Source organism: uncultured Roseobacter sp., assembly GCF_947499265.1.
GTDB lineage: Bacteria > Pseudomonadota > Alphaproteobacteria > Rhodobacterales > Rhodobacteraceae > Roseobacter.
This window is the reverse complement of sequence record NZ_CANMNK010000004.1, coordinates 378,464-394,933: the sequence shown is the minus strand read 5'-3', so window position 1 is coordinate 394,933 and position 16,470 is coordinate 378,464. Positions and strand designations below refer to the sequence as shown.

General features: G+C 55.2%; 17 protein-coding genes. 5 read left to right on the top strand and 12 right to left on the bottom strand.

The genetic code is table 11. From position 1 onward, the window contains the following. Positions 1–102 precede the first annotated feature (102 nt). Together Q1A63_RS12935 and Q1A63_RS12930 are read right to left on the bottom strand one after the other, a co-directional pair. Positions 103–2,310 (bottom strand): PAS domain S-box protein, encoded by a 2,208-nt coding sequence (locus Q1A63_RS12935; RefSeq protein WP_299631883.1) that lies wholly within the window; start codon positions 2,308–2,310, stop codon positions 103–105. A 439-nt stretch (positions 2,311–2,749) separates the two neighbouring features. Next, complete coding sequence (locus Q1A63_RS12930) at positions 2,750–4,429, bottom strand: FAD-dependent oxidoreductase (protein ID WP_299631881.1); 1,680 nt, start codon at positions 4,427–4,429, stop codon at positions 2,750–2,752. A 111-nt stretch (positions 4,430–4,540) separates the two neighbouring features. Here Q1A63_RS12930 and Q1A63_RS12925 point away from each other — a divergent pair, with 111 nt between their 5' ends. Both Q1A63_RS12925 and Q1A63_RS12920 read left to right on the top strand, forming a co-directional pair. Continuing rightward, a complete protein-coding gene (locus Q1A63_RS12925; protein ID WP_299631879.1) occupies positions 4,541–4,819 on the top strand; it encodes a GNAT family N-acetyltransferase in 279 nt (92 codons plus the stop codon). Positions 4,820–5,577: 758 nt separating this feature from the next. Next, a complete protein-coding gene (locus Q1A63_RS12920) occupies positions 5,578–6,678 on the top strand; it encodes a hypothetical protein (protein ID WP_299631877.1) in 1,101 nt (366 codons plus the stop codon). A 17-nt stretch (positions 6,679–6,695) separates the two neighbouring features. Here Q1A63_RS12920 and Q1A63_RS12915 read toward each other — a convergent pair whose 3' ends face one another. From Q1A63_RS12915 to Q1A63_RS12905, 3 genes are all read right to left on the bottom strand, one after another. After that, positions 6,696–7,145: a YrhA family protein gene (locus tag Q1A63_RS12915; protein WP_299631875.1), complete on the bottom strand. Its 450-nt coding sequence runs from the start codon at positions 7,143–7,145 to the stop codon at positions 6,696–6,698. A 68-nt stretch (positions 7,146–7,213) separates the two neighbouring features. After that, positions 7,214–7,648: a hypothetical protein gene (locus Q1A63_RS12910; protein ID WP_299631873.1), complete on the bottom strand. Its 435-nt coding sequence runs from the start codon at positions 7,646–7,648 to the stop codon at positions 7,214–7,216. Next, a complete protein-coding gene (locus Q1A63_RS12905; RefSeq protein ID WP_299631871.1) occupies positions 7,648–7,860 on the bottom strand; it encodes a hypothetical protein in 213 nt (70 codons plus the stop codon). The genes Q1A63_RS12910 and Q1A63_RS12905 overlap by 1 nt, the downstream gene beginning before the upstream one ends. Before the next feature lie 178 nt (positions 7,861–8,038). On the opposite strand from Q1A63_RS12905, the gene Q1A63_RS12900 reads away from it, so the two are divergent. The 3 genes from Q1A63_RS12900 (at position 8,039) to Q1A63_RS12890 (ending at position 11,335) form a co-directional block, all read left to right on the top strand. Beyond that, positions 8,039–8,542, top strand: a complete 504-nt coding sequence (locus Q1A63_RS12900; RefSeq protein ID WP_299631869.1) for a hypothetical protein — start codon at positions 8,039–8,041, stop codon at positions 8,540–8,542. Between the two features lie 57 nt (positions 8,543–8,599). Then, positions 8,600–9,337, top strand: a complete 738-nt coding sequence (locus Q1A63_RS12895; protein ID WP_299631867.1) for a DUF6683 family protein — start codon at positions 8,600–8,602, stop codon at positions 9,335–9,337. Between the two features lie 453 nt (positions 9,338–9,790). Beyond that, positions 9,791–11,335: a hypothetical protein gene (locus Q1A63_RS12890; protein ID WP_299631865.1), complete on the top strand. Its 1,545-nt coding sequence runs from the start codon at positions 9,791–9,793 to the stop codon at positions 11,333–11,335. A 446-nt stretch (positions 11,336–11,781) separates the two neighbouring features. Here the strand turns inward: Q1A63_RS12890 and Q1A63_RS12885 are convergent, their stop codons facing one another. The 7 genes from Q1A63_RS12885 to Q1A63_RS12855 all read right to left on the bottom strand — a co-directional run bounded on the left by Q1A63_RS12885 (position 11,782) and on the right by Q1A63_RS12855 (position 16,440). Beyond that, the gene (locus Q1A63_RS12885) at positions 11,782–12,138 is read right to left on the bottom strand and encodes an SPW repeat protein (protein WP_298976182.1); all 357 of its coding nucleotides are present in this window, start codon (positions 12,136–12,138) and stop codon (positions 11,782–11,784) included. A gap of 23 nt (positions 12,139–12,161) precedes the next feature. Next, positions 12,162–12,443, bottom strand: coding sequence for an EF-hand domain-containing protein (locus Q1A63_RS12880; protein ID WP_298976180.1), 282 nt, complete (start codon positions 12,441–12,443; stop codon positions 12,162–12,164). A 78-nt stretch (positions 12,444–12,521) separates the two neighbouring features. After that, positions 12,522–12,710, bottom strand: a complete 189-nt coding sequence (locus tag Q1A63_RS12875; RefSeq protein ID WP_263845038.1) for a hypothetical protein — start codon at positions 12,708–12,710, stop codon at positions 12,522–12,524. 336 nt (positions 12,711–13,046) lie between these two features. After that, positions 13,047–14,690 carry a chaperonin GroEL gene (gene groL, locus Q1A63_RS12870; protein ID WP_298976179.1) on the bottom strand — a complete coding sequence of 548 codons (1,644 nt, stop codon included), beginning with the start codon at positions 14,688–14,690 and terminating at the stop codon, positions 13,047–13,049. A gap of 44 nt (positions 14,691–14,734) precedes the next feature. Then, the gene (locus tag Q1A63_RS12865) at positions 14,735–15,022 is read right to left on the bottom strand and encodes a co-chaperone GroES (RefSeq protein WP_298976177.1); all 288 of its coding nucleotides are present in this window, start codon (positions 15,020–15,022) and stop codon (positions 14,735–14,737) included. A 667-nt stretch (positions 15,023–15,689) separates the two neighbouring features. Continuing rightward, positions 15,690–16,223 (bottom strand): hypothetical protein, encoded by a 534-nt coding sequence (locus Q1A63_RS12860; protein ID WP_298976174.1) that lies wholly within the window; start codon positions 16,221–16,223, stop codon positions 15,690–15,692. 79 nt (positions 16,224–16,302) lie between these two features. Next, positions 16,303–16,440 (bottom strand): hypothetical protein, encoded by a 138-nt coding sequence (locus Q1A63_RS12855; RefSeq protein ID WP_299506264.1) that lies wholly within the window; start codon positions 16,438–16,440, stop codon positions 16,303–16,305. Between the last annotated feature and the right edge of the window lie 30 nt (positions 16,441–16,470).

Below are 16,470 nucleotides of genomic sequence, written 5' to 3'. Positions count from 1 at the left end.
CCGCCCCCAAAGTTAGGAAACGAAGGATTTGATATGGCGAGGAAGCGACACTCAGACGAAGATATCCCGAAGCAAACCGATTTAGATCAATACTCACCAAATTTATTGATAGAACTTGACCCAACCATCCGCTCGTCGAACTGCTGGCTCGCGTGGCTGAGCAATATCCGTCCCCGCTACCTGTTTCATAGCGGAGATTTCTCCAATATACCCGCTGGAATTTTGCGAAGCGGTTTGGCTGTGCTTTGTCGGATGGGTATTGCACGCGTTCCCGCCATCATCGTGTCGGAAAAAACTTACCAACTCGCGCAGACGCGCCGCACGCTCAGCGAGTTGGGTCGCTGATGCAGCACCTTCTTCTGCCAGAGCGGCGGTTTGTTGCGTCGTGCGATCAATATCAACCACCGCTTGAGTAACTTCGCTAATCCCGGTAGCCTGCTCCTCTGACGCGCTCAGGATATCGCTGATGCTCGTAACTACATCCTGCACTCCTGCGACGATCTCGGACAGGGCTTCGCCACTGCGGTTGACCAATTCTGTACCTTCAGAAACTTGTCGGTTGCTTGTCGAGATGAGTTCATTTACCTCGCGAGCGGAATCCGACGAAAGTTGTGCCAGTGCTCGGACCTCGGAGGCAACAACGGCGAACCCTCGTCCCGCATTTCCTGCACGTGCCGCTTCCACTCCCGCATTGAGTGCAAGTAGATTGGTCTGAAAAGCTATTCCGTCGATAACTTCGACAATTTTACCGATCTCTGCCGTGTTTGCTTCGATCCGGTCCATTGCCGCGATGGCACTGGTAACGACTTCGCCACCCTTCTGCGCATGCCGTGACGCGCTTTCGGCAGCGGAGTTCGCTATCTTTGCGTTCGCGGCCGTACTTTTTACCGTTACGGAGATTTCCTCCATTGCGGCGGACGTTTCTTCGAGCGTTGTAGCTTGTCGCTCGCCTCGTGCGGACAGATCGGTTGAGCTTGACGCAATGGCCTGTGTCTCATCAGCGATTTCCTCCGACGCTCCGAGAATACCGACAACCATCTCCTCAAGCCGCACCATTGTGGTATTGAATGCCGTCTTAAGGGCTGCGAAATCTCCGGTCAGAGTATCTGGCAGGCGCACGGTGAGATCACCTTCCGATAATGCTGTCAATCCATGAGAGAATGCGTCCATAGCGTGTTTTCGATCAGTGAGTTCCGACGCGTATTTGACAACCTTATACGGCTCCCCGCTCGAATTCAGAATCGGGTTGTAGGTGGCCTGGATCCAGATTTCGCGACCTCCTTTGGCAATCCGCCGGTATTCCGCAGAGAAGAATTGTCCGTTTCGCAGTGTTCTCCAAAAATCGGCATATTCCGCAGATTGCACGTCTACTGGATCAACAAAGATGCTGTGATGCTTACCTCGAACCTCTTCAAGGCTATATCCAAGTGCCTTCAGAAAATTCTCGTTTGCATGAAGTATCGTTCCCTCAAGATCGAACTCGATGACTGCCTGGGATTTTGAAATCGCCTCAAGCTGTCCTGCTGCATCAGTGGTTACCGCTTTGGTTTCAGTGATGTCAGTGGCGAATTTGACGATCTTCACTGGCTTGCCGGCCGGATCAAGTATGGGATTGTAGGTGGCTTGGATCCAGATCTCACGGCCATCCTTTTTAACCCGCATGAATTCACCAGCATGGAACTTACCCGCACCAAGTGTTTGCCAGAAGGCACGATACTCGGCACTGGAAGCGTACGCTGGAGATACAAATATCTTGTGATGTCGGCCTTTGATTTCCTCTAGGGAATAACCGAGTGTTTGACAAAAATTTTCGTTGGCAGTCAGGATGTTGCCGTCCAGTGTGAACTCGATCACGGCTTGAGATTTGGAGATCGCATCAAGTTGGCCAGCGGAATCAGCTGCTAGCTTCTTCGCTTCCGTGACGTCGATCGCGAATTTGACAACTTTCACGGGTTTCCCGCGCTCATCAAATACCGGATTGTATGACGCCTCGATCCAAACGGTGCTGCCATCTTTGGCAATGCGGGCGAAGTCACCGCTGTGAGAATTGCCGAGACCAAGCTTATCCCAGAACTTCGCATATTCTGCACTGTCGGAGTAGGCTTTGGTCACGAATATCTTATGATGCTGACCTCTAATCTCATCAAGTGAATAGCCCATCGCTGCGAGGAAATTGTCGTTCGCATCGAGAATGTTTCCCTCCAAATCAAACCAGATTATGGCCTGAACTTTATCGAGTGCCGAAGCGACCGCCAATGTATCGAGAATATGATGGCCACGCTTTCTGATCGAACTGCTTACCCTGAACATTTTCATAATTTTCTCGCATTTTCTATTTTTTGTCAGATGGCCACCACAACAACCGCGAAGGCATTGACACATGAACCCTTAAAAAGGCGCTAAAAACAGAATTTCAAACTCGGTAGCGGCCAGCAGCTCTTGATCGAAACACTGATGATTTCCGCCGCGGATGGTGCAGTGCCAGAGACAGCCTCGCTAATGACAAGCGCGACGACCGGCATATTTGCCCGACGCAGTCGTGGCGTCGTTGGTGTGGAACCATCGTGCTTTGGGGGCAGCGTGTTAGAACCGCGCATCCGATGCGGGTGCTTATGGAGGGCTGGCCGACTTCTACCTTTCGCCCTCAGGATTCGTGATGCTACACGGCGCTTGGGCCATTTCACGGTCTCGCTCGGCAGGATTTAATCGCTGCATCTAAAGAACAGAGTTAGGAGGTGATCAAGGCGGATCAATCCGCATCTTCTTCTCTGGCTGAGAGATACTCATGCACATGGCTAATGCAAACGGACCCCTCACCGACACCTGACGCGACACGTTTTACCGAACCCGAACGGATATCACCAACCGCAAAAATACCGGAGATGGAAGTCGCGAACGGAGAGGTGCTATCTGCCTTCGCATCATGCCCTGTCAGCACGAAGCCTTTGTCATCCAATGCGACGCAATCGCCCATCCATCCAGTGTTTGGAATGGCTCCAATCATGACAAATAGGTTGGAAACATCCTTGACTTCTTCATCACCGGTTTGTCGGTTCCTAAACGTGAGCTGTTCCAGCATCCGATCACCTTGAAGCGCGGACAGCTCTGTATGGGTATGCAACGTGATGCGCGAAGACTGGTCGATCCGATTGACCAGGTAATTGGACATACTGTCCGCAATGCCGTCACCGCGCACCAGTATATGCACATGATTGGCGTGTCGTGCTAAAAACACTGCCGCTTGCCCAGCGGAATTGCCACCACCGATGACGGCAACCTCGGTTCCAGAACAAAACGGCGCTTCAAGCGCCGTTGCAGCATAGTGAATGCCCTGCCCTTCAAATTCCTCGTAGTTCGGCAAATCCAGCCTCCGGTAGGTCGCGCCACATGCCAGGATCACGGTTCGAGAGACAACGGTATTGCCACCCTCCAGCGTCAACCTGAAGGTACCACCATCTACGTCAATGCCGGTCGCACTGCGCGCGATGGCAAAAGTCGCCCCGAATTTCTGCCCTTGTATCCAGGCGCGTCCTGCAAGAGCCTGACCAGAAATACCCGTTGGAAAGCCAAGATAGTTTTCGATCTTGGAGCTGGTTCCAGCCTGCCCACCCGGCGCTTCTGCCTCAATGACGATAGTGTCCAGCGCCTCTGATGCACCGTATACACAAGCCGACAGGCCTGCGGGCCCTGCCCCAACAACGGCCAGATCATAAATATGGTCATCCATCAGTTCTTCGGTCAGCCCCAAGAGATCTGCAAGTTCCGCGGTGGCGGGGTTGTGGAAAGCCTGCCCGTCCGGGGTACAGATTATGGGCAGATCGCCGCCCTGCTGCTTTACGATCTGGTCACCTTCAGATGTGCCTGGCTCCAGGACGGTGAGTGGATAGCCATTGCGAGACAGAAACCGATTGATGCGGACTACATCTCGGTCGTTTTTATACCCAACCAAAGTGACGCCTGCCTCGGAATGGACAATGAACGCGGTGCGACGCAGGATGAAGGCTCGCATGACCAACTCACCAATGTCCTGTTCGGTGCTGGACATCCGCCGAAACTGCTCACGGGTCAGACGCACCAAACGGCTGTCCTCACCGGTACGACCGCCAACAAGAATCTTGCGCTGGTTGAACAAATCCAGTTCTCCCGTGAATTGATGGCGCGCATGGGTTGTGATAACAATTTCGTCTCCGTCGGGTGTACTATCGGTGATCTCGATGGAGCCATCCAGGATCAGAAAGAAATCCACCCCGCGTTCGCCACGGCTGAATAGAACGGTGCCTTTAGCAAGGTTTTCGACAGTTCCGTAACCTCTCAAGCGGGCAACCTGATCGTCATCCAGTACCGGAAACGTTTGCTGTTCGCGGACATAAGGATCGCTGGAGTCAACTGAGCGGCGAGCGGCCTCGATTGCGGTATCTTTTTTTGGCATTTTCGCCTCCAGATCGTGTTGGATTGGAAGCCGAATGGCACACCGGCTCATATTGAAATAAGAATGTAGGTCGTGATGTCTTGCGACCCAACTGGTACATCGGAGAAACTGATGAAGATCGAACTCGAAGACGGTGAAACTGGTGGGCGCTATGTCATTCGAACCCATGAGGGCGACGCCGAAATGACTTTCGTCAAAACCGGCGAGCGCATGATTATCATAGACCACACAACCATGCCGCAAACCATGCGACGCCGTGGCTTCGGCGAAGCCTTGATAAGGCGGATTGTCGCCGATATGCGAGAACAAGGAAAGAAAATCGCACCCCTTTGCCCGTTTGCGGCATCTCAATTTCGCAAGCACTCCGACTGGTCCGACTTGCTCGCTTAGAACTACAGCCCATTAAACGCCCCAAGCGCATTCGACTGCGACCAGAAATGATTTGTTGTCCTAAGAGTGTGCGCTGAGTCGGGAGAAGGGGTCGCCTTGTTTTTGTTTCGGATACGCCCTTCTCACAGTTTGAATTTGGTGCAGGACTTTGGTGAGAAGAGTACCCAGAGGTACAGTTCTTATAAAAATTTTGCTTGGTCCAGTGCCTCATACGGTGGCGCGGTGTGTACTACGCAGCGTTTGAAGATTTGCCTTCATGGCCCCGCGATCAATGAACCTGCAAACAATCTTAGCGATTGCTTCAATCAAGTGCCAAAGCAGCAGTGTCATCTAAGTTTGGCTCAGCAATGCGTTTTGCAAATTGTAAGTAGTCTAAATTCTCCTTGGCCAGATTTCTGATCTGTTTAAACCACACACTCATTGAGACGGTAGTGCGTATCCAGAACTCGCGAGCATTAGAGTCGCACTCAGCATTGTCCGAAACCATGACCATCAACAAGGCGGTTAAAACTAATGAGCGCAACCATTGCGGTAACGTCCTTCACTACCTTGTCAACCGCCGCTTTCGATGGTCCGCGTTTCTATCTCACCTTCGCTCCGTTTCAGTTTCGATGAGCCAGAAACACTATCTTATCAAATTGCCTTAATTGGACCCATAGGCGCTGCCTGCATTACGTCGCCATCACGATCCGAGGGGTAGGCGGCGCCCCGTCTGGGTTGTACGATCACCTAGCGGGATTGTAGTGGAGTTCCTTCGAGTGACCCCGAACAGATATATCTCACTTCTTATTCTGTCGGCTGTGTTGATCACAGGTGGTATTCTGGTTGCAACGGACAGCGCGCTGACCGGGAGAGTCCTGACGCGGGTTGAGGCGACCCACTTGGCAGACCGGACGGACGAACCCGGCCTTGCGATCCATGCCATCGAGGGGCGCGGCGATCACACCCGGGTCAGCTTCATCCGTGCCGATGATCCGGTACCGCTGGCCCCCCTTCTCATCAAACGATGCGATGCATCGCGGTGCCTGCGCGAACTGGTTACATCTCTCTGGGCGCGCGATGTGCAGCGCGAGATCGCCGATCATATCCTCAAGACATTCGACCGCTGTGGGCTGGCCCCGATTGCCGTTCCGGAGATCGCCCTGCGATGGGGAACGAACCCGCGAACGCAGGAACGGCCTGTCGGTGAAAGTCTGGATCTCGACGCGACGCTGCTGCTCGATGCAGCGCAGATCGAGGGCGATATCGCGGGATTTGAAACACTCGCCCGGACGTGCATGAAGAAACTGACGCAGGCGCCGACGGACAATCCCGGCTGGGCGTTGATCACCGATGACGTAGCGATTGTGCTCCGCGCCCTGCCATTGGCAGCGGGTCACGTACCGCCGCAGGAAAGGCCCGTGCTGCATCCCGGGCCTTACGTGGGGCAACGGCACGATGGGTCCCCGGTGAGAAAGTATGGTCCGACCATCGAGTATCGGTTGGCCATTGAGAACGGTCGGATGACGGCCAGACCAACGTCAATCTCAGTGCCCCCCGCGATGAAGGAAAACCACATCCGTGTGGCCCTGAAGCAACCGCTCCTGGCCTGGTTGGCAGAGACCAGACCGGATCGAGGTGCCGACGGTTTCACGTTCAGGGCCGGCGACGCGCAAGCTGTTGACGGGTCCGCGCATCTTGGCCGTATCTTCGTTGAGGTCACCGATACGCAGACATCGGAACCTGCGGTCGTCGCAGCACTAGTTGATCTCGAGACGCTGCGGGCGGAGGGGTTTGAACTGGTTTCCGAGTTCGGATTCGAGCCGGTCATCGACGTCCCATCCCTGCATTTCGATCTTGAAGACCTGCCCGATGAGTAGATGAAGTCGCGCTGCAGCTATCCAAGGTGGGATGTCAGATAGGTCTCGATCATCGCACCGGCGGAAAGGAACCGTTCCGTGACCTCTCCCGAGACGCGGTCTCGGCCGACGGCATTCTCCCCGAGCAAATCCACGGTCAGGAGGTCCATGCCTGTTTCACCGAGGATGACGTAATCTTTGTGATCCCCTCCCTCACGCCATGCCAGATTGGCTGCAACCAGGCCCTGCCAGAAACCCGCCGGACCGGGTGCGTCGGGTGACTTGTTTGCTCCATAGAGGATCAAACCGTTGAAGTCCGTGCCGTTTGAAAGAGACAGGTAAGTCAGAAATTCATCAGGCAGCCGCGCCGACAATCGGGTCTCGGCCTCCAACCGCAGTGCTTCGATTTGATCCGGCGCGGCAGCACCCTGAAGAGGTTCGCAAGCCTTGTCCTGCTCAGCCCCAACTCTTGCCAAAAGATCTTTCATCGCGAGTCCTTCAATCCGATCTCACAGCCCATAGCCCAGTCACAATTCGCCGCCTTGTCAGTGCAGATCTACAGACAGACGCCGCCGTAAAGAGCGTCGATCGAGCTCACTGTGCCATCGTCGTCCATTTCCCAAAATATGCGCCAGATGGTACGGCAGGGAAAACCGTTCTTCCAGAATGATGCCACGTTATGGTCGCTATCGATTGCAAAGCCCTGCGCTTCTAGCTCGGTGATGATGTCGGTAGCCGGGATCGGTGTCGGAAACAACGCACGAACCCGGGACCGAAGCTCTTCAGTCGCAGCATGATCTCGCGAAGGCAGCCCGCGGCCAAGCTCCGGCACGCGCTTGAAAGGCTCGAAAACGACAACAGCGAGTGCCAGCACCAACGCGGCGATAAGAAACATAGTGCCGATTACAACTTTACGTACCATGGCGGTGTCGTCCGGCAGGCCGGCGCAGACTGTACTGCCTTTTCGGCCCCAAAGGTGGACCTGGACCATCAGCGCCGGAGAACAAAGCCTGCCTCCGCCAGATCGAACGCCGCAAGATCCGTGCCGGAAGCGGCGGCGCCTTGCCTCCCGACCATCTTGATCTGTGACAAATAAACAGGGTCCGAAACGGCGGCCTCAGCCGCAACGCTGACCAGGATGGCCTGCGTTTGCCAATGGGCTGCACGCTGAAACCACGCTTTTGTTCTGGATCTGTTTGGCACGGGTAGAACTCCCTGCTTGATCGAACGAGAATGTGACGTGATGGCATCATCGGTCAAAGCTGTCCGGAAGAAAGTCACTAACGAAATCGGCGGTGTAGTTGGGCGAACTTACGCCGTTTAACCCTTAGGTCAGCGCTCTTTATTGACCTGCGCACAAAGTTCCTGCGTCAGTACGCGGATGTCGGAGAAGATCAGTCTGCCGCTATTCGATGGCGCTTCTGTAGAGCTTTTGAGTGACACTGTGGCACCGCCCGCCGCTGACGCTTTGCACAGGTTCATGAAGCTGGGCCAGGCTGACCGCTTGGCAGTCACACCGCACATCCATGCCTATTACCGCGACATGCATACCCATGCGGATGCTGCGCGGATTGACGAGAGAATGGCCACCCCCGCGCAACCGGAAGATATCTGGCGACATGTCCGCCCGCTGTCGATCACGATCAAGACCCGGCCGGTGGCGGCCGGGACAGGCGGTGGCAGCGCGCCCGTTGTTTACGTGCTTCTGGAAGCGCACTGCGACTGGGAGGACGAGCATGGATTGCAACTGGTCTGGAAGGAAGGCAACACGTTGGTCAAGGTCGGCGCATTTGATGACAAGCCGCTGCATGCTGATCACGTGCCGCCTGGGGCGATCTATCACTCGTCCTACGATGACACCTTCAGCACGTTTCAAGCGCCCTAGTCTGCCTCTCATGGGGTGCTCCGATCTTGGAAACCATCTGAAATGGAGATCTACACGATGAGAAGACACCCGATCCACCTGATCGCCGCGGCGGCCATCATAGGCCTTTCGGCGCAAACTGTGCCCGCTCAGGATTTCTCCATGCCAGTCATCCAGGTTGCGCCAAACTTCGCAATGTCGAATCTGAACAGGGAATTGCTGGACAGACGCAATGCCGAGGGCGCACAGGGGAATGTCTTGAGTTCGGACGGCCAGGCTTTGCCGGGCCTCGACAAGTCCGTCCTGAAGTTCACGGCCAACTCCGGGCGCCGGACTGATAACTTCAATAGTTTTGTCGAGCGGATCAGAGAAACCGATCCGGCAGGTGCCGCGCGTCTGCAAACCCTGTTCGCGACCTCGGATGTCATGGGGATGATTGCCGGCGCGATGGCGTCAATGGGTCTGGATGCCAACAATGTGGCGGATGCTTACACGGTCTGGTGGATCAGCGCCTATCAGGCCAGTCAAGGATCGGGCGACACACCGTCCCGTACGCGCTATCAGGCTGTCCGTCGACAAGCTGAAAACGCCCTTCTATCGAGCCGGTCGCTGACCAGTGCATCAGAGGCCGAAAAACAACAGTTCGCAGAGGCCTACCTCATCCAAGCGGCCCTGATAGATTCTGCGGTTCAGGAGATGCAGGCCAATCCGCAGCATCTAGATTCCCTGAAAGCGGCGGTGGCGCAGGGCGCGATGAAGTCTGGCCTTGATCTGGAACGCATGATCCTGACCGACAACGGCTTCCGAGCTCGGTAAATGGAGAGGGGCTAAATACCGCATACATCAGCAATCGCGACCTCGAAACCAGACCGTTGCATTAAGGCGGGGTCCATATACATCCACACAAGACATTCGCTGCCGAAGCGTAAGGTTAGCGCAAGTGAACTTAAATTGCACGAAACGACCCCGAAGTATCGCGCTGCCCGTCAGAAACCTCAAAGCATTTGCGCAGCCAATAATTCCTGAAACGACGTGAAAGGATCACACGACAAATCGTTGACAGCTGTAGTTTGCTTAACTGCGATTTCTCCGCATAATCACGCCAATCGAAAGTGCGACATTTTTCCTTGAATCGTACAGCCAAGTTGCCTGAAAGCCGTGAACACGATCAACGCTGCGCACACTCTCATGCAAGGGTTTCAAGCCGATCCGAAACAATAGCGCCTTGTCGACGTAAGCCAGGCTGATGACTTTGATCGAGGTTTCCGCATGGAATGGTGCATAGACGAAGCAGCGCGGCGCTTTGGCCGTGCCAATATGGGAATACGCGCACTTCGGGTGCATCTCTATTTGGTCTTTATGGGGCTCATTGGCCAGTTCGTGGGCGCCAGTGCGCTCTGGCTCTACGAGGCTCTTGCAAACGATGTGACAGCACTGACACGGCTTGGTGCACTGACGGGGCGACAGTATGGCGGCGTCAATTGGACACTCGTTGTGGCACTTGGTGCTGCTGCAGTCTTGATGGGCCAGGGCGTCGATGCGGTCGTTAAGACCGCGTCGCGATTGGGCATGGTGCGTATACTCTTCGGCCTCTTTCTTGTGGTCTGGTTCATTTTCGCACCCTTCTTCTTCTCTCCATCCTCCTTTGGCCTGATTGGGGATAGCGACTACTGGCCACTGCGCTTTCTGGCAGTTTTTTTGGGTGGGCTGACAATCTACCTCGTAGGTTTGGCATATGCTGTTTACGGGGTTCTTGGATTGCGCGACGCGCAGGTCCGGTCATGGCTCGAAGCTTCGGGTCTCGGGCGGTCCAGGGTGAAAACCCTTGCATTGTTATGCGTCGGTCCTTTGAACGGTGGGAACACCTCTTGGCGCTGGCTGAGTGGCATCCTCGTAGTATCTGCGGCATTTCTTTTGGGCTGGGGAACCTTCGTCCTGTACGGGATACCCCTGGGGGCGATGGCGACTATCTCCGTCTCCGAAAACCGCGTCGTGCTCGGCGGATCGATTTTGGAACTTCAAGCGGCGTCAGCAATCGCCAAGGCGTTTCTGGCATTCGCATTGATCACGATTGGCCGTTTGGTTTTGCGGCAGGCGCGCCTTGCGGCGACGCCAAGCGTCGCCCAGTCCATCAAAAACCCGCTTGCCGCACTTTATCTGCGCCCGTTCCGCTTTGATCGAACTGAATTCAACGCGCTGAAGCGAGGCATGGGGCCTCGTTTTTTCGATCTCGACACAGGCGCGCATGCCATCGAAGAGATTATTGTCGGTCGGTTTGCCAGCCAAGGGTCGGTGCTTGCTATCGGCGCTCCAAATCTGCCCGAAAGGCAGGACGGAACTCTTCGGATGCACCTGAATCCAGATGGCGACTGGAAGACGAGCGTAGAGGATCTCATGCCCACTGCTGGCGTGATTGTAATCGTACTCGGGGACTCACCAGGTGTTGTTTGGGAACTTGAAACGATTGATCGGCTCGAACTATGGCACAAGTCAATCGTCCTATTTCCAGTGGAAGATATGCAACGCCAATGGAGGACGGACGCTTTGGAACGCATCCTTGACCTGCTTGCAATTGATCCAAAAGAGCTGTCTTCCGACCCGGCACGAAGAATTGTCGCTGCGGCCGGCCTCGCTGAAGACACCACAACTCTTTACAGCACGACGCGCGTGTCCAGGGGCGCGTATCAAGCTGCGCTAGCCACTGCATTAGAGATACATACCGAGCCCAACAAAAGTCGTCCGAAAACGCACAAGTATTTAAGCGCTAGCCGGGGTACGCGAGCCGTTACGAAGACGGATTTCACATGCGGATGACGGCGTAACGGGCAAAGCTCGGATACGGTGCAGCATATTCACTTTGAGGATCGTACTGCCCTAACAGGATCGGCCCTTTCCTGCCGTTCGCTGGCCGGTAAGGATGCTGCGGTCGCAGCCCGCATTCCGGTCATTCGCTGCATGTGCAAGATTTGGCGTCTGGCTAACTCACAGTTCGCGGACGAAGTGTGAATTCGCTGCGGCTGCGCAAGAGGCTGCTTTCGCGCGCTTTCCAGACCTTCACTTTGGAGTGCAAACGAGTTGCACACCTCCAGTGGTTACGACCTTGGTCCAGTGAGACAGGCTGTCCATTCCTCTATAAGTCGCGAAGCGTTTGACTCGCGGTCAATGGCCAATAGCAATCTTCGGTAAACTTGGGGCGGTTCATATTGGCAAGGACAACGATAAGAAGTGTGGGGCGTTTGCCGCCCCACACAGCGTTTTCACTATGCGTGGTGTTTCGACATTTTCTGTAACAACACATAAAGGCCCGCCAGTACCAAAGCCGTTCCGACGACGCCGGCATTCCAGGCGGTCACAGGTTCGGTGAATCCGAACAGCCAAGGCGCCGCTACCAAAATCAAACCGTAGGAAACTCCCAGGTAGGTCTGGACCAGGTAGTGCTTGTTGTGGCCGTAACCCGCTACGGTCAAAGCCAAAAGCCCCGAGAGAATGAGTAGTCCTGCATCGCCAACGAGGGCATTGCTTAGAGCCGATTGGCCGCCGAGAAGCATGAATGGCGACAAGATGAGCCAAAGCCCTGACGCTGTGAAGGTCCATCTGAAAGCTTCACGATTCTGCATAGCGCGTACTCCAACCTTTGGTTTCAGGAGTCGATTTCAGGATCCGCGAGGTTGCCAAGCTCGACGGCGATAGCCATTTCCTCGTCGTCGACAAGCCCATCACCATTTGTGTCGATGTCGCCGAACACTTCCTCGGTGAGTTCAGGATATGAAACCTGAAGTTCAGCGAGGGATGCCTTGCCGTCGCCGTCAGTATCAATTTCGGCAGACATTGCGTTGGCGGAGAATGCGACGGATGTCATGAGGGCAGCTACGAGAGTTACATTTTTCACGTTTTTTCCAATCAAGGTAAGGCAATCCATCATGGATTGCGGTTCAAGTCCCGGCGTATTGCATTCTGCATTTGCGCAAACTGGCCCGCTTTTTCAGGCGGCCGTTATTTATTACGCAAGGGCTTTCCTGGCAGCGTCGAGTTCGTATTTCGTCTTAATGTCGTCATTCGCTTTGTGCGCGGCCTCAGCAGCGTTGTAATGTCTCCAGGCCTGCGTTCTTTTTTCACCGAAGGGTGCGCCTCCACAGCTGGCTTTGACGGACTTCATCTTCTCCGAGATGGTATTGGTGTTGAGTTTCATTGTGGTGTCCTTTCCTAGGTACTTCGAGAAAGAGCGGCGCGCGAAAGAAGGAACTCTTTTTGGGGAACTGCCACTTGCGCGCCGCTTTGAAACTCGAAAACACACTTCCTGCTGAATTTTCAGCGGGCATTTTCTAGCTAGCTTACATTCCAGTTTTCGACGCTTACACAGATCAGCTTGGAGCGACTTGATGTTAGAAAGAGGAGCCTTCAGACATGACCTGCTCAGGGGGCAGAGCGACCCAAAAAGCCGGGTCGCTGGTGCGAGCCGTTTTCAGAAATATGCTGCTCGCAGCTCATAAAGAGTGGTGCCAATGCCGCGAGCAGAAATTCGTTTCTACATCATGCCGCCCATACCACCCATGCTTTCCATGTCGGACATACTATGGCCGCCGGACTTGACAGGTTTGTCAGCCACCATCGCTTCGGTGGTAACGAGCAGGCCTGCAACCGATGCCGCATATTCAAGCGCGATCCGAACGACCTTGGTCGGATCAATGACACCGGCTTTCAACATGTCGCCGTAGTGGTCCAGTTGCGCATCATAGCCGAACGTCTTGCTGGTGTTCTCAAGTACTTTTCCAGCAACGACCGAGCCATCGACACCGGCGTTTTCAGCGATCTGGCGCAACGGCGCCTGGAGGGCTTTGCGGATGATCTTGATACCCGCATCCTGATCCGCATTGTCGCCTTTGAGCCCTTCCAGAACCTTGCCTGCATGGACAAGTGCGACGCCGCCGCCTGGCACGACGCCTTCCTGGACAGCCGCACGTGTTGCATTCAAGGCGTCATCAACCCGATCCTTGCGCTCTTTCACTTCGATCTCGGTCGCGCCACCAACTTTGATCACCGCAACACCGCCCGCCAGTTTGGCCAGCCGCTCCTTCAGTTTTTCCTTGTCGTAGTCAGAGGTGGTCTCTTCGATCTGTGCACGGATTTGAGTGACACGCGAAGCGATAGCTTCTTTGTCGCCTGCGCCGTCGATCACAGTTGTCGTGTCCTTGGTGATTGTGATCTTTTTCGCATCGCCGAGCATGTCCATCGTGACGTTTTCAAGCTTGATGCCCAGTTCTTCGGAAATCACTTGTCCGCCCGTCAGGACGGCAAGATCTTCCAGAATCGCTTTGCGGCGGTCCCCAAAACCAGGCGCTTTGACACCGGCCACTTTCAGGCCACCGCGCAGTTTGTTCACCACAAGGGTTGCGAGCGCTTCGCCGTCAATGTCCTCGGCCATCACCAAAAGCTGCTTGTTCGCCTGCATGACAGCCTCAAGCAAGGGCACCATAGGGGCCAGAGACGTCAGTTTCTTCTCGTGCAGCAGGATGACGCAGTCTTCCAGGGTCGCCGTCATCTTGGCGGTGTCTGTGATGAAATACGGGCTGAGATAGCCACGATCGAACTGCATGCCTTCGACCACTTCGGTCTCGGTATCCAGCCCTTTGTTCTCTTCGACGGTGATGACACCTTCGTTGCCGACTTTGGCCATCGCGTCTGCGATCTGCTGGCCAATTGCAGCCTCGCCATTGGCAGAGATTGTGCCGACTTTGGCGATTTCTGCGGTATCGCCGACAGGGCGTGACATCTTTTTGACTTCAGCGACAACAGCAGTGACGGCCTTGTCGATACCGCGTTTGAGGTCCATCGGGTTCATGCCCGCTGCGACTGATTTCATGCCTTCTTTGACAATGGCCTGCGCCAGAACTGTTGCAGTTGTTGTACCGTCGCCAGCCTCATCATTTGTGCGCGACGCGACATCTTTAACGAGCTGTGCGCCCATATTTTCAAAATGGTCGGACAGTTCGATTTCCTTGGCGACCGTTACGCCGTCCTTGGTGATGCGCGGTGCGCCATAGGATTTGTCGAGGACCACGTTACGACCCTTGGGACCAAGCGTGACCTTTACGGCGTTGGCGAGAGTATTGATGCCCTTGAGCATGCGGTCACGGGAGTCCGTGCCGAATTTGACGTCTTTTGCAGACATGTCGTTATTCCTTATTGAAAAATTTGTGAAAGATGACGCGTCGTTCAGGCCATGATGCCGAGAATGTCGCTCTCCTTCATGATCATCAGTTCTTCGCCGTCGATCTTGATTTCAGTGCCCGACCATTTGCCGAACAGAATTTTGTCGCCAGCTTTGACGTCCATTGCGATACGTGCGCCTGCGTCGTCTTTTGCACCGGCACCGACGGATACGACTTCGCCTTCCTGCGGTTTTTCTTTTGCATTGTCAGGGATGATCAGGCCGCCCGAGGTCTTTTCGTCGCCTTCAATACGGCGGACCAAGACACGGTCATGTAGGGGTGTAAACATCATGGAAATGCTCCTTTTAGGGATTTCCGGGTAGGGGTGGCATGCGTAGGGACGCATTGGCACTCGCCACACCTGAGTGCCAATGTATCAAAAGTGGCTATCCCGACGGAACTCTACAATAGGCTGTTGAACTATATTTCGCTCAAATCTGCTCTTCAGGAATCGCGGCCTGAACGGCTGCCTACTTTACCTATTTCCCACCAATCACCAGCGCAGGCGTTCCTGCGACGGAGTTGACTGTGGCAGAGACCTTCGGCTTTTCTTGATTGTGTTTCTTGGGCGCAGGCGAATGATAGAGGCGTCCTTGTGATAGAGCAGTCTGCGTTTCCTGTGACGGCGGGGAAGTTCCAAGCCCGCTACGCCCCATAAGACATCGGTCGGCGTGACGCGAGCGATGTCTAGACAGACCGAATTGACGGGTCCGGTACGGTACTGGGAAGACGGCGCCGGCACCGATAGAGATTAGCGGCGGCGAGATGCACCCAGGATGACTGGCACGGCGTTCCGCCAGGCGTTCAACCCCTTGCAGCGCCGACAGATCCGTTCTCCAAAGCCTTCACTCCAGAAAACAGCATCGCATCTCAGACAAGGACGGTTTCGAGGTACGTCGCCACAGGCCCTTCCGCTGGCGATGTCCGGAAATGCTACGTCGACCGAGGTTTGTTCGCGATCATATCGAATCCGCGCTGACTTCCGTGCGCATAGCCGACGTCCCTGTCGGTCGTGGAGGCATGCCCTCGTTTTCAGCAGCATGGATTGACGCAATGTCACGTGCACCTAGACGCGCCGGGTTTCGGTCCAGGATATCCCTGTCAGACTGGGGCGTTCGTTGCCCCGAATAGAGATGCCGCATATGTGCTGCAGAGACCCCGTCGGCCTCCATTACGAGGCGCACCATCGGATCAGCCAGCATTTCCTCAAGGAAGAAGTCGGTCAACGCTGTGCCTGTCAGCTTGTCCCTGGCGCGGGCATCGTCCAGATAGGCAAGGGAAACGGTCAGAGACCGTGCAAGCCCCGGATGCGATGTCCGGGGATGAAGTTTCACCATGACGGAGGCTTTCCAAGCTGCGGGATCCTGTTGATCCGGGGGTGAAACCAATTCCGTTTCGATCTCGTACTCTCCCGCCGGAAGCGTCTCGTTGAAGCCCGGAACGGTGAACGGGCGGGAAAAAACCGCAACGGTCTTGCTCGTCAGTTCTTCCATTGGCGTGATCCTTTCCCTTGGTGCTGCGGGTGGTCCGCGCCCCGATTCCGAACTGCGGGGGGCGTGGCCTTTTTTCGCCTCAAGATGTCTTGGATTTCGCTAGCGCATCCTTGCCGGCGTCCTTCGCCTCGTTCTCCTTGGCTGGGGTCTTCGTGGTCTCCGCGGACTTCGGCTTCATTGCGGCCGCAGCCCTGGCTGTCAGGTCCTTGAAGGACATATATCATCGATCCTTTGATTGGCCGGTGCC

What these genes read in the sequence shown, in the direction of transcription:
- Q1A63_RS12935 (WP_299631883.1), bottom strand. Translation starts at nt 2,310, where the DNA reads ATGTTCAGGGTAAGCAGTTCGATCAGAAAGCGTGGCCATCATATTCTC.
- Q1A63_RS12930 (WP_299631881.1), bottom strand. Translation starts at nt 4,429, where the DNA reads ATGCCAAAAAAAGATACCGCAATCGAGGCCGCTCGCCGCTCAGTTGAC.
- Q1A63_RS12925 (WP_299631879.1), top strand. Translation starts at nt 4,541, where the DNA reads ATGAAGATCGAACTCGAAGACGGTGAAACTGGTGGGCGCTATGTCATT.
- Q1A63_RS12915 (WP_299631875.1), bottom strand. Translation starts at nt 7,145, where the DNA reads ATGAAAGATCTTTTGGCAAGAGTTGGGGCTGAGCAGGACAAGGCTTGC.
- Q1A63_RS12910 (WP_299631873.1), bottom strand. Translation starts at nt 7,648, where the DNA reads ATGGTCCAGGTCCACCTTTGGGGCCGAAAAGGCAGTACAGTCTGCGCC.
- Q1A63_RS12900 (WP_299631869.1), top strand. Translation starts at nt 8,039, where the DNA reads ATGTCGGAGAAGATCAGTCTGCCGCTATTCGATGGCGCTTCTGTAGAG.
- Q1A63_RS12895 (WP_299631867.1), top strand. Translation starts at nt 8,600, where the DNA reads ATGAGAAGACACCCGATCCACCTGATCGCCGCGGCGGCCATCATAGGC.
- Q1A63_RS12890 (WP_299631865.1), top strand. Translation starts at nt 9,791, where the DNA reads ATGGAATGGTGCATAGACGAAGCAGCGCGGCGCTTTGGCCGTGCCAAT.
- Q1A63_RS12885 (WP_298976182.1), bottom strand. Translation starts at nt 12,138, where the DNA reads ATGCAGAATCGTGAAGCTTTCAGATGGACCTTCACAGCGTCAGGGCTT.
- Q1A63_RS12880 (WP_298976180.1), bottom strand. Translation starts at nt 12,443, where the DNA reads ATGATGGATTGCCTTACCTTGATTGGAAAAAACGTGAAAAATGTAACT.
- Q1A63_RS12875 (WP_263845038.1), bottom strand. Translation starts at nt 12,710, where the DNA reads ATGAAACTCAACACCAATACCATCTCGGAGAAGATGAAGTCCGTCAAA.
- groL (WP_298976179.1), bottom strand. Translation starts at nt 14,690, where the DNA reads ATGTCTGCAAAAGACGTCAAATTCGGCACGGACTCCCGTGACCGCATG.
- Q1A63_RS12865 (WP_298976177.1), bottom strand. Translation starts at nt 15,022, where the DNA reads ATGATGTTTACACCCCTACATGACCGTGTCTTGGTCCGCCGTATTGAA.
- Q1A63_RS12860 (WP_298976174.1), bottom strand. Translation starts at nt 16,223, where the DNA reads ATGGAAGAACTGACGAGCAAGACCGTTGCGGTTTTTTCCCGCCCGTTC.
- Q1A63_RS12855 (WP_299506264.1), bottom strand. Translation starts at nt 16,440, where the DNA reads ATGTCCTTCAAGGACCTGACAGCCAGGGCTGCGGCCGCAATGAAGCCG.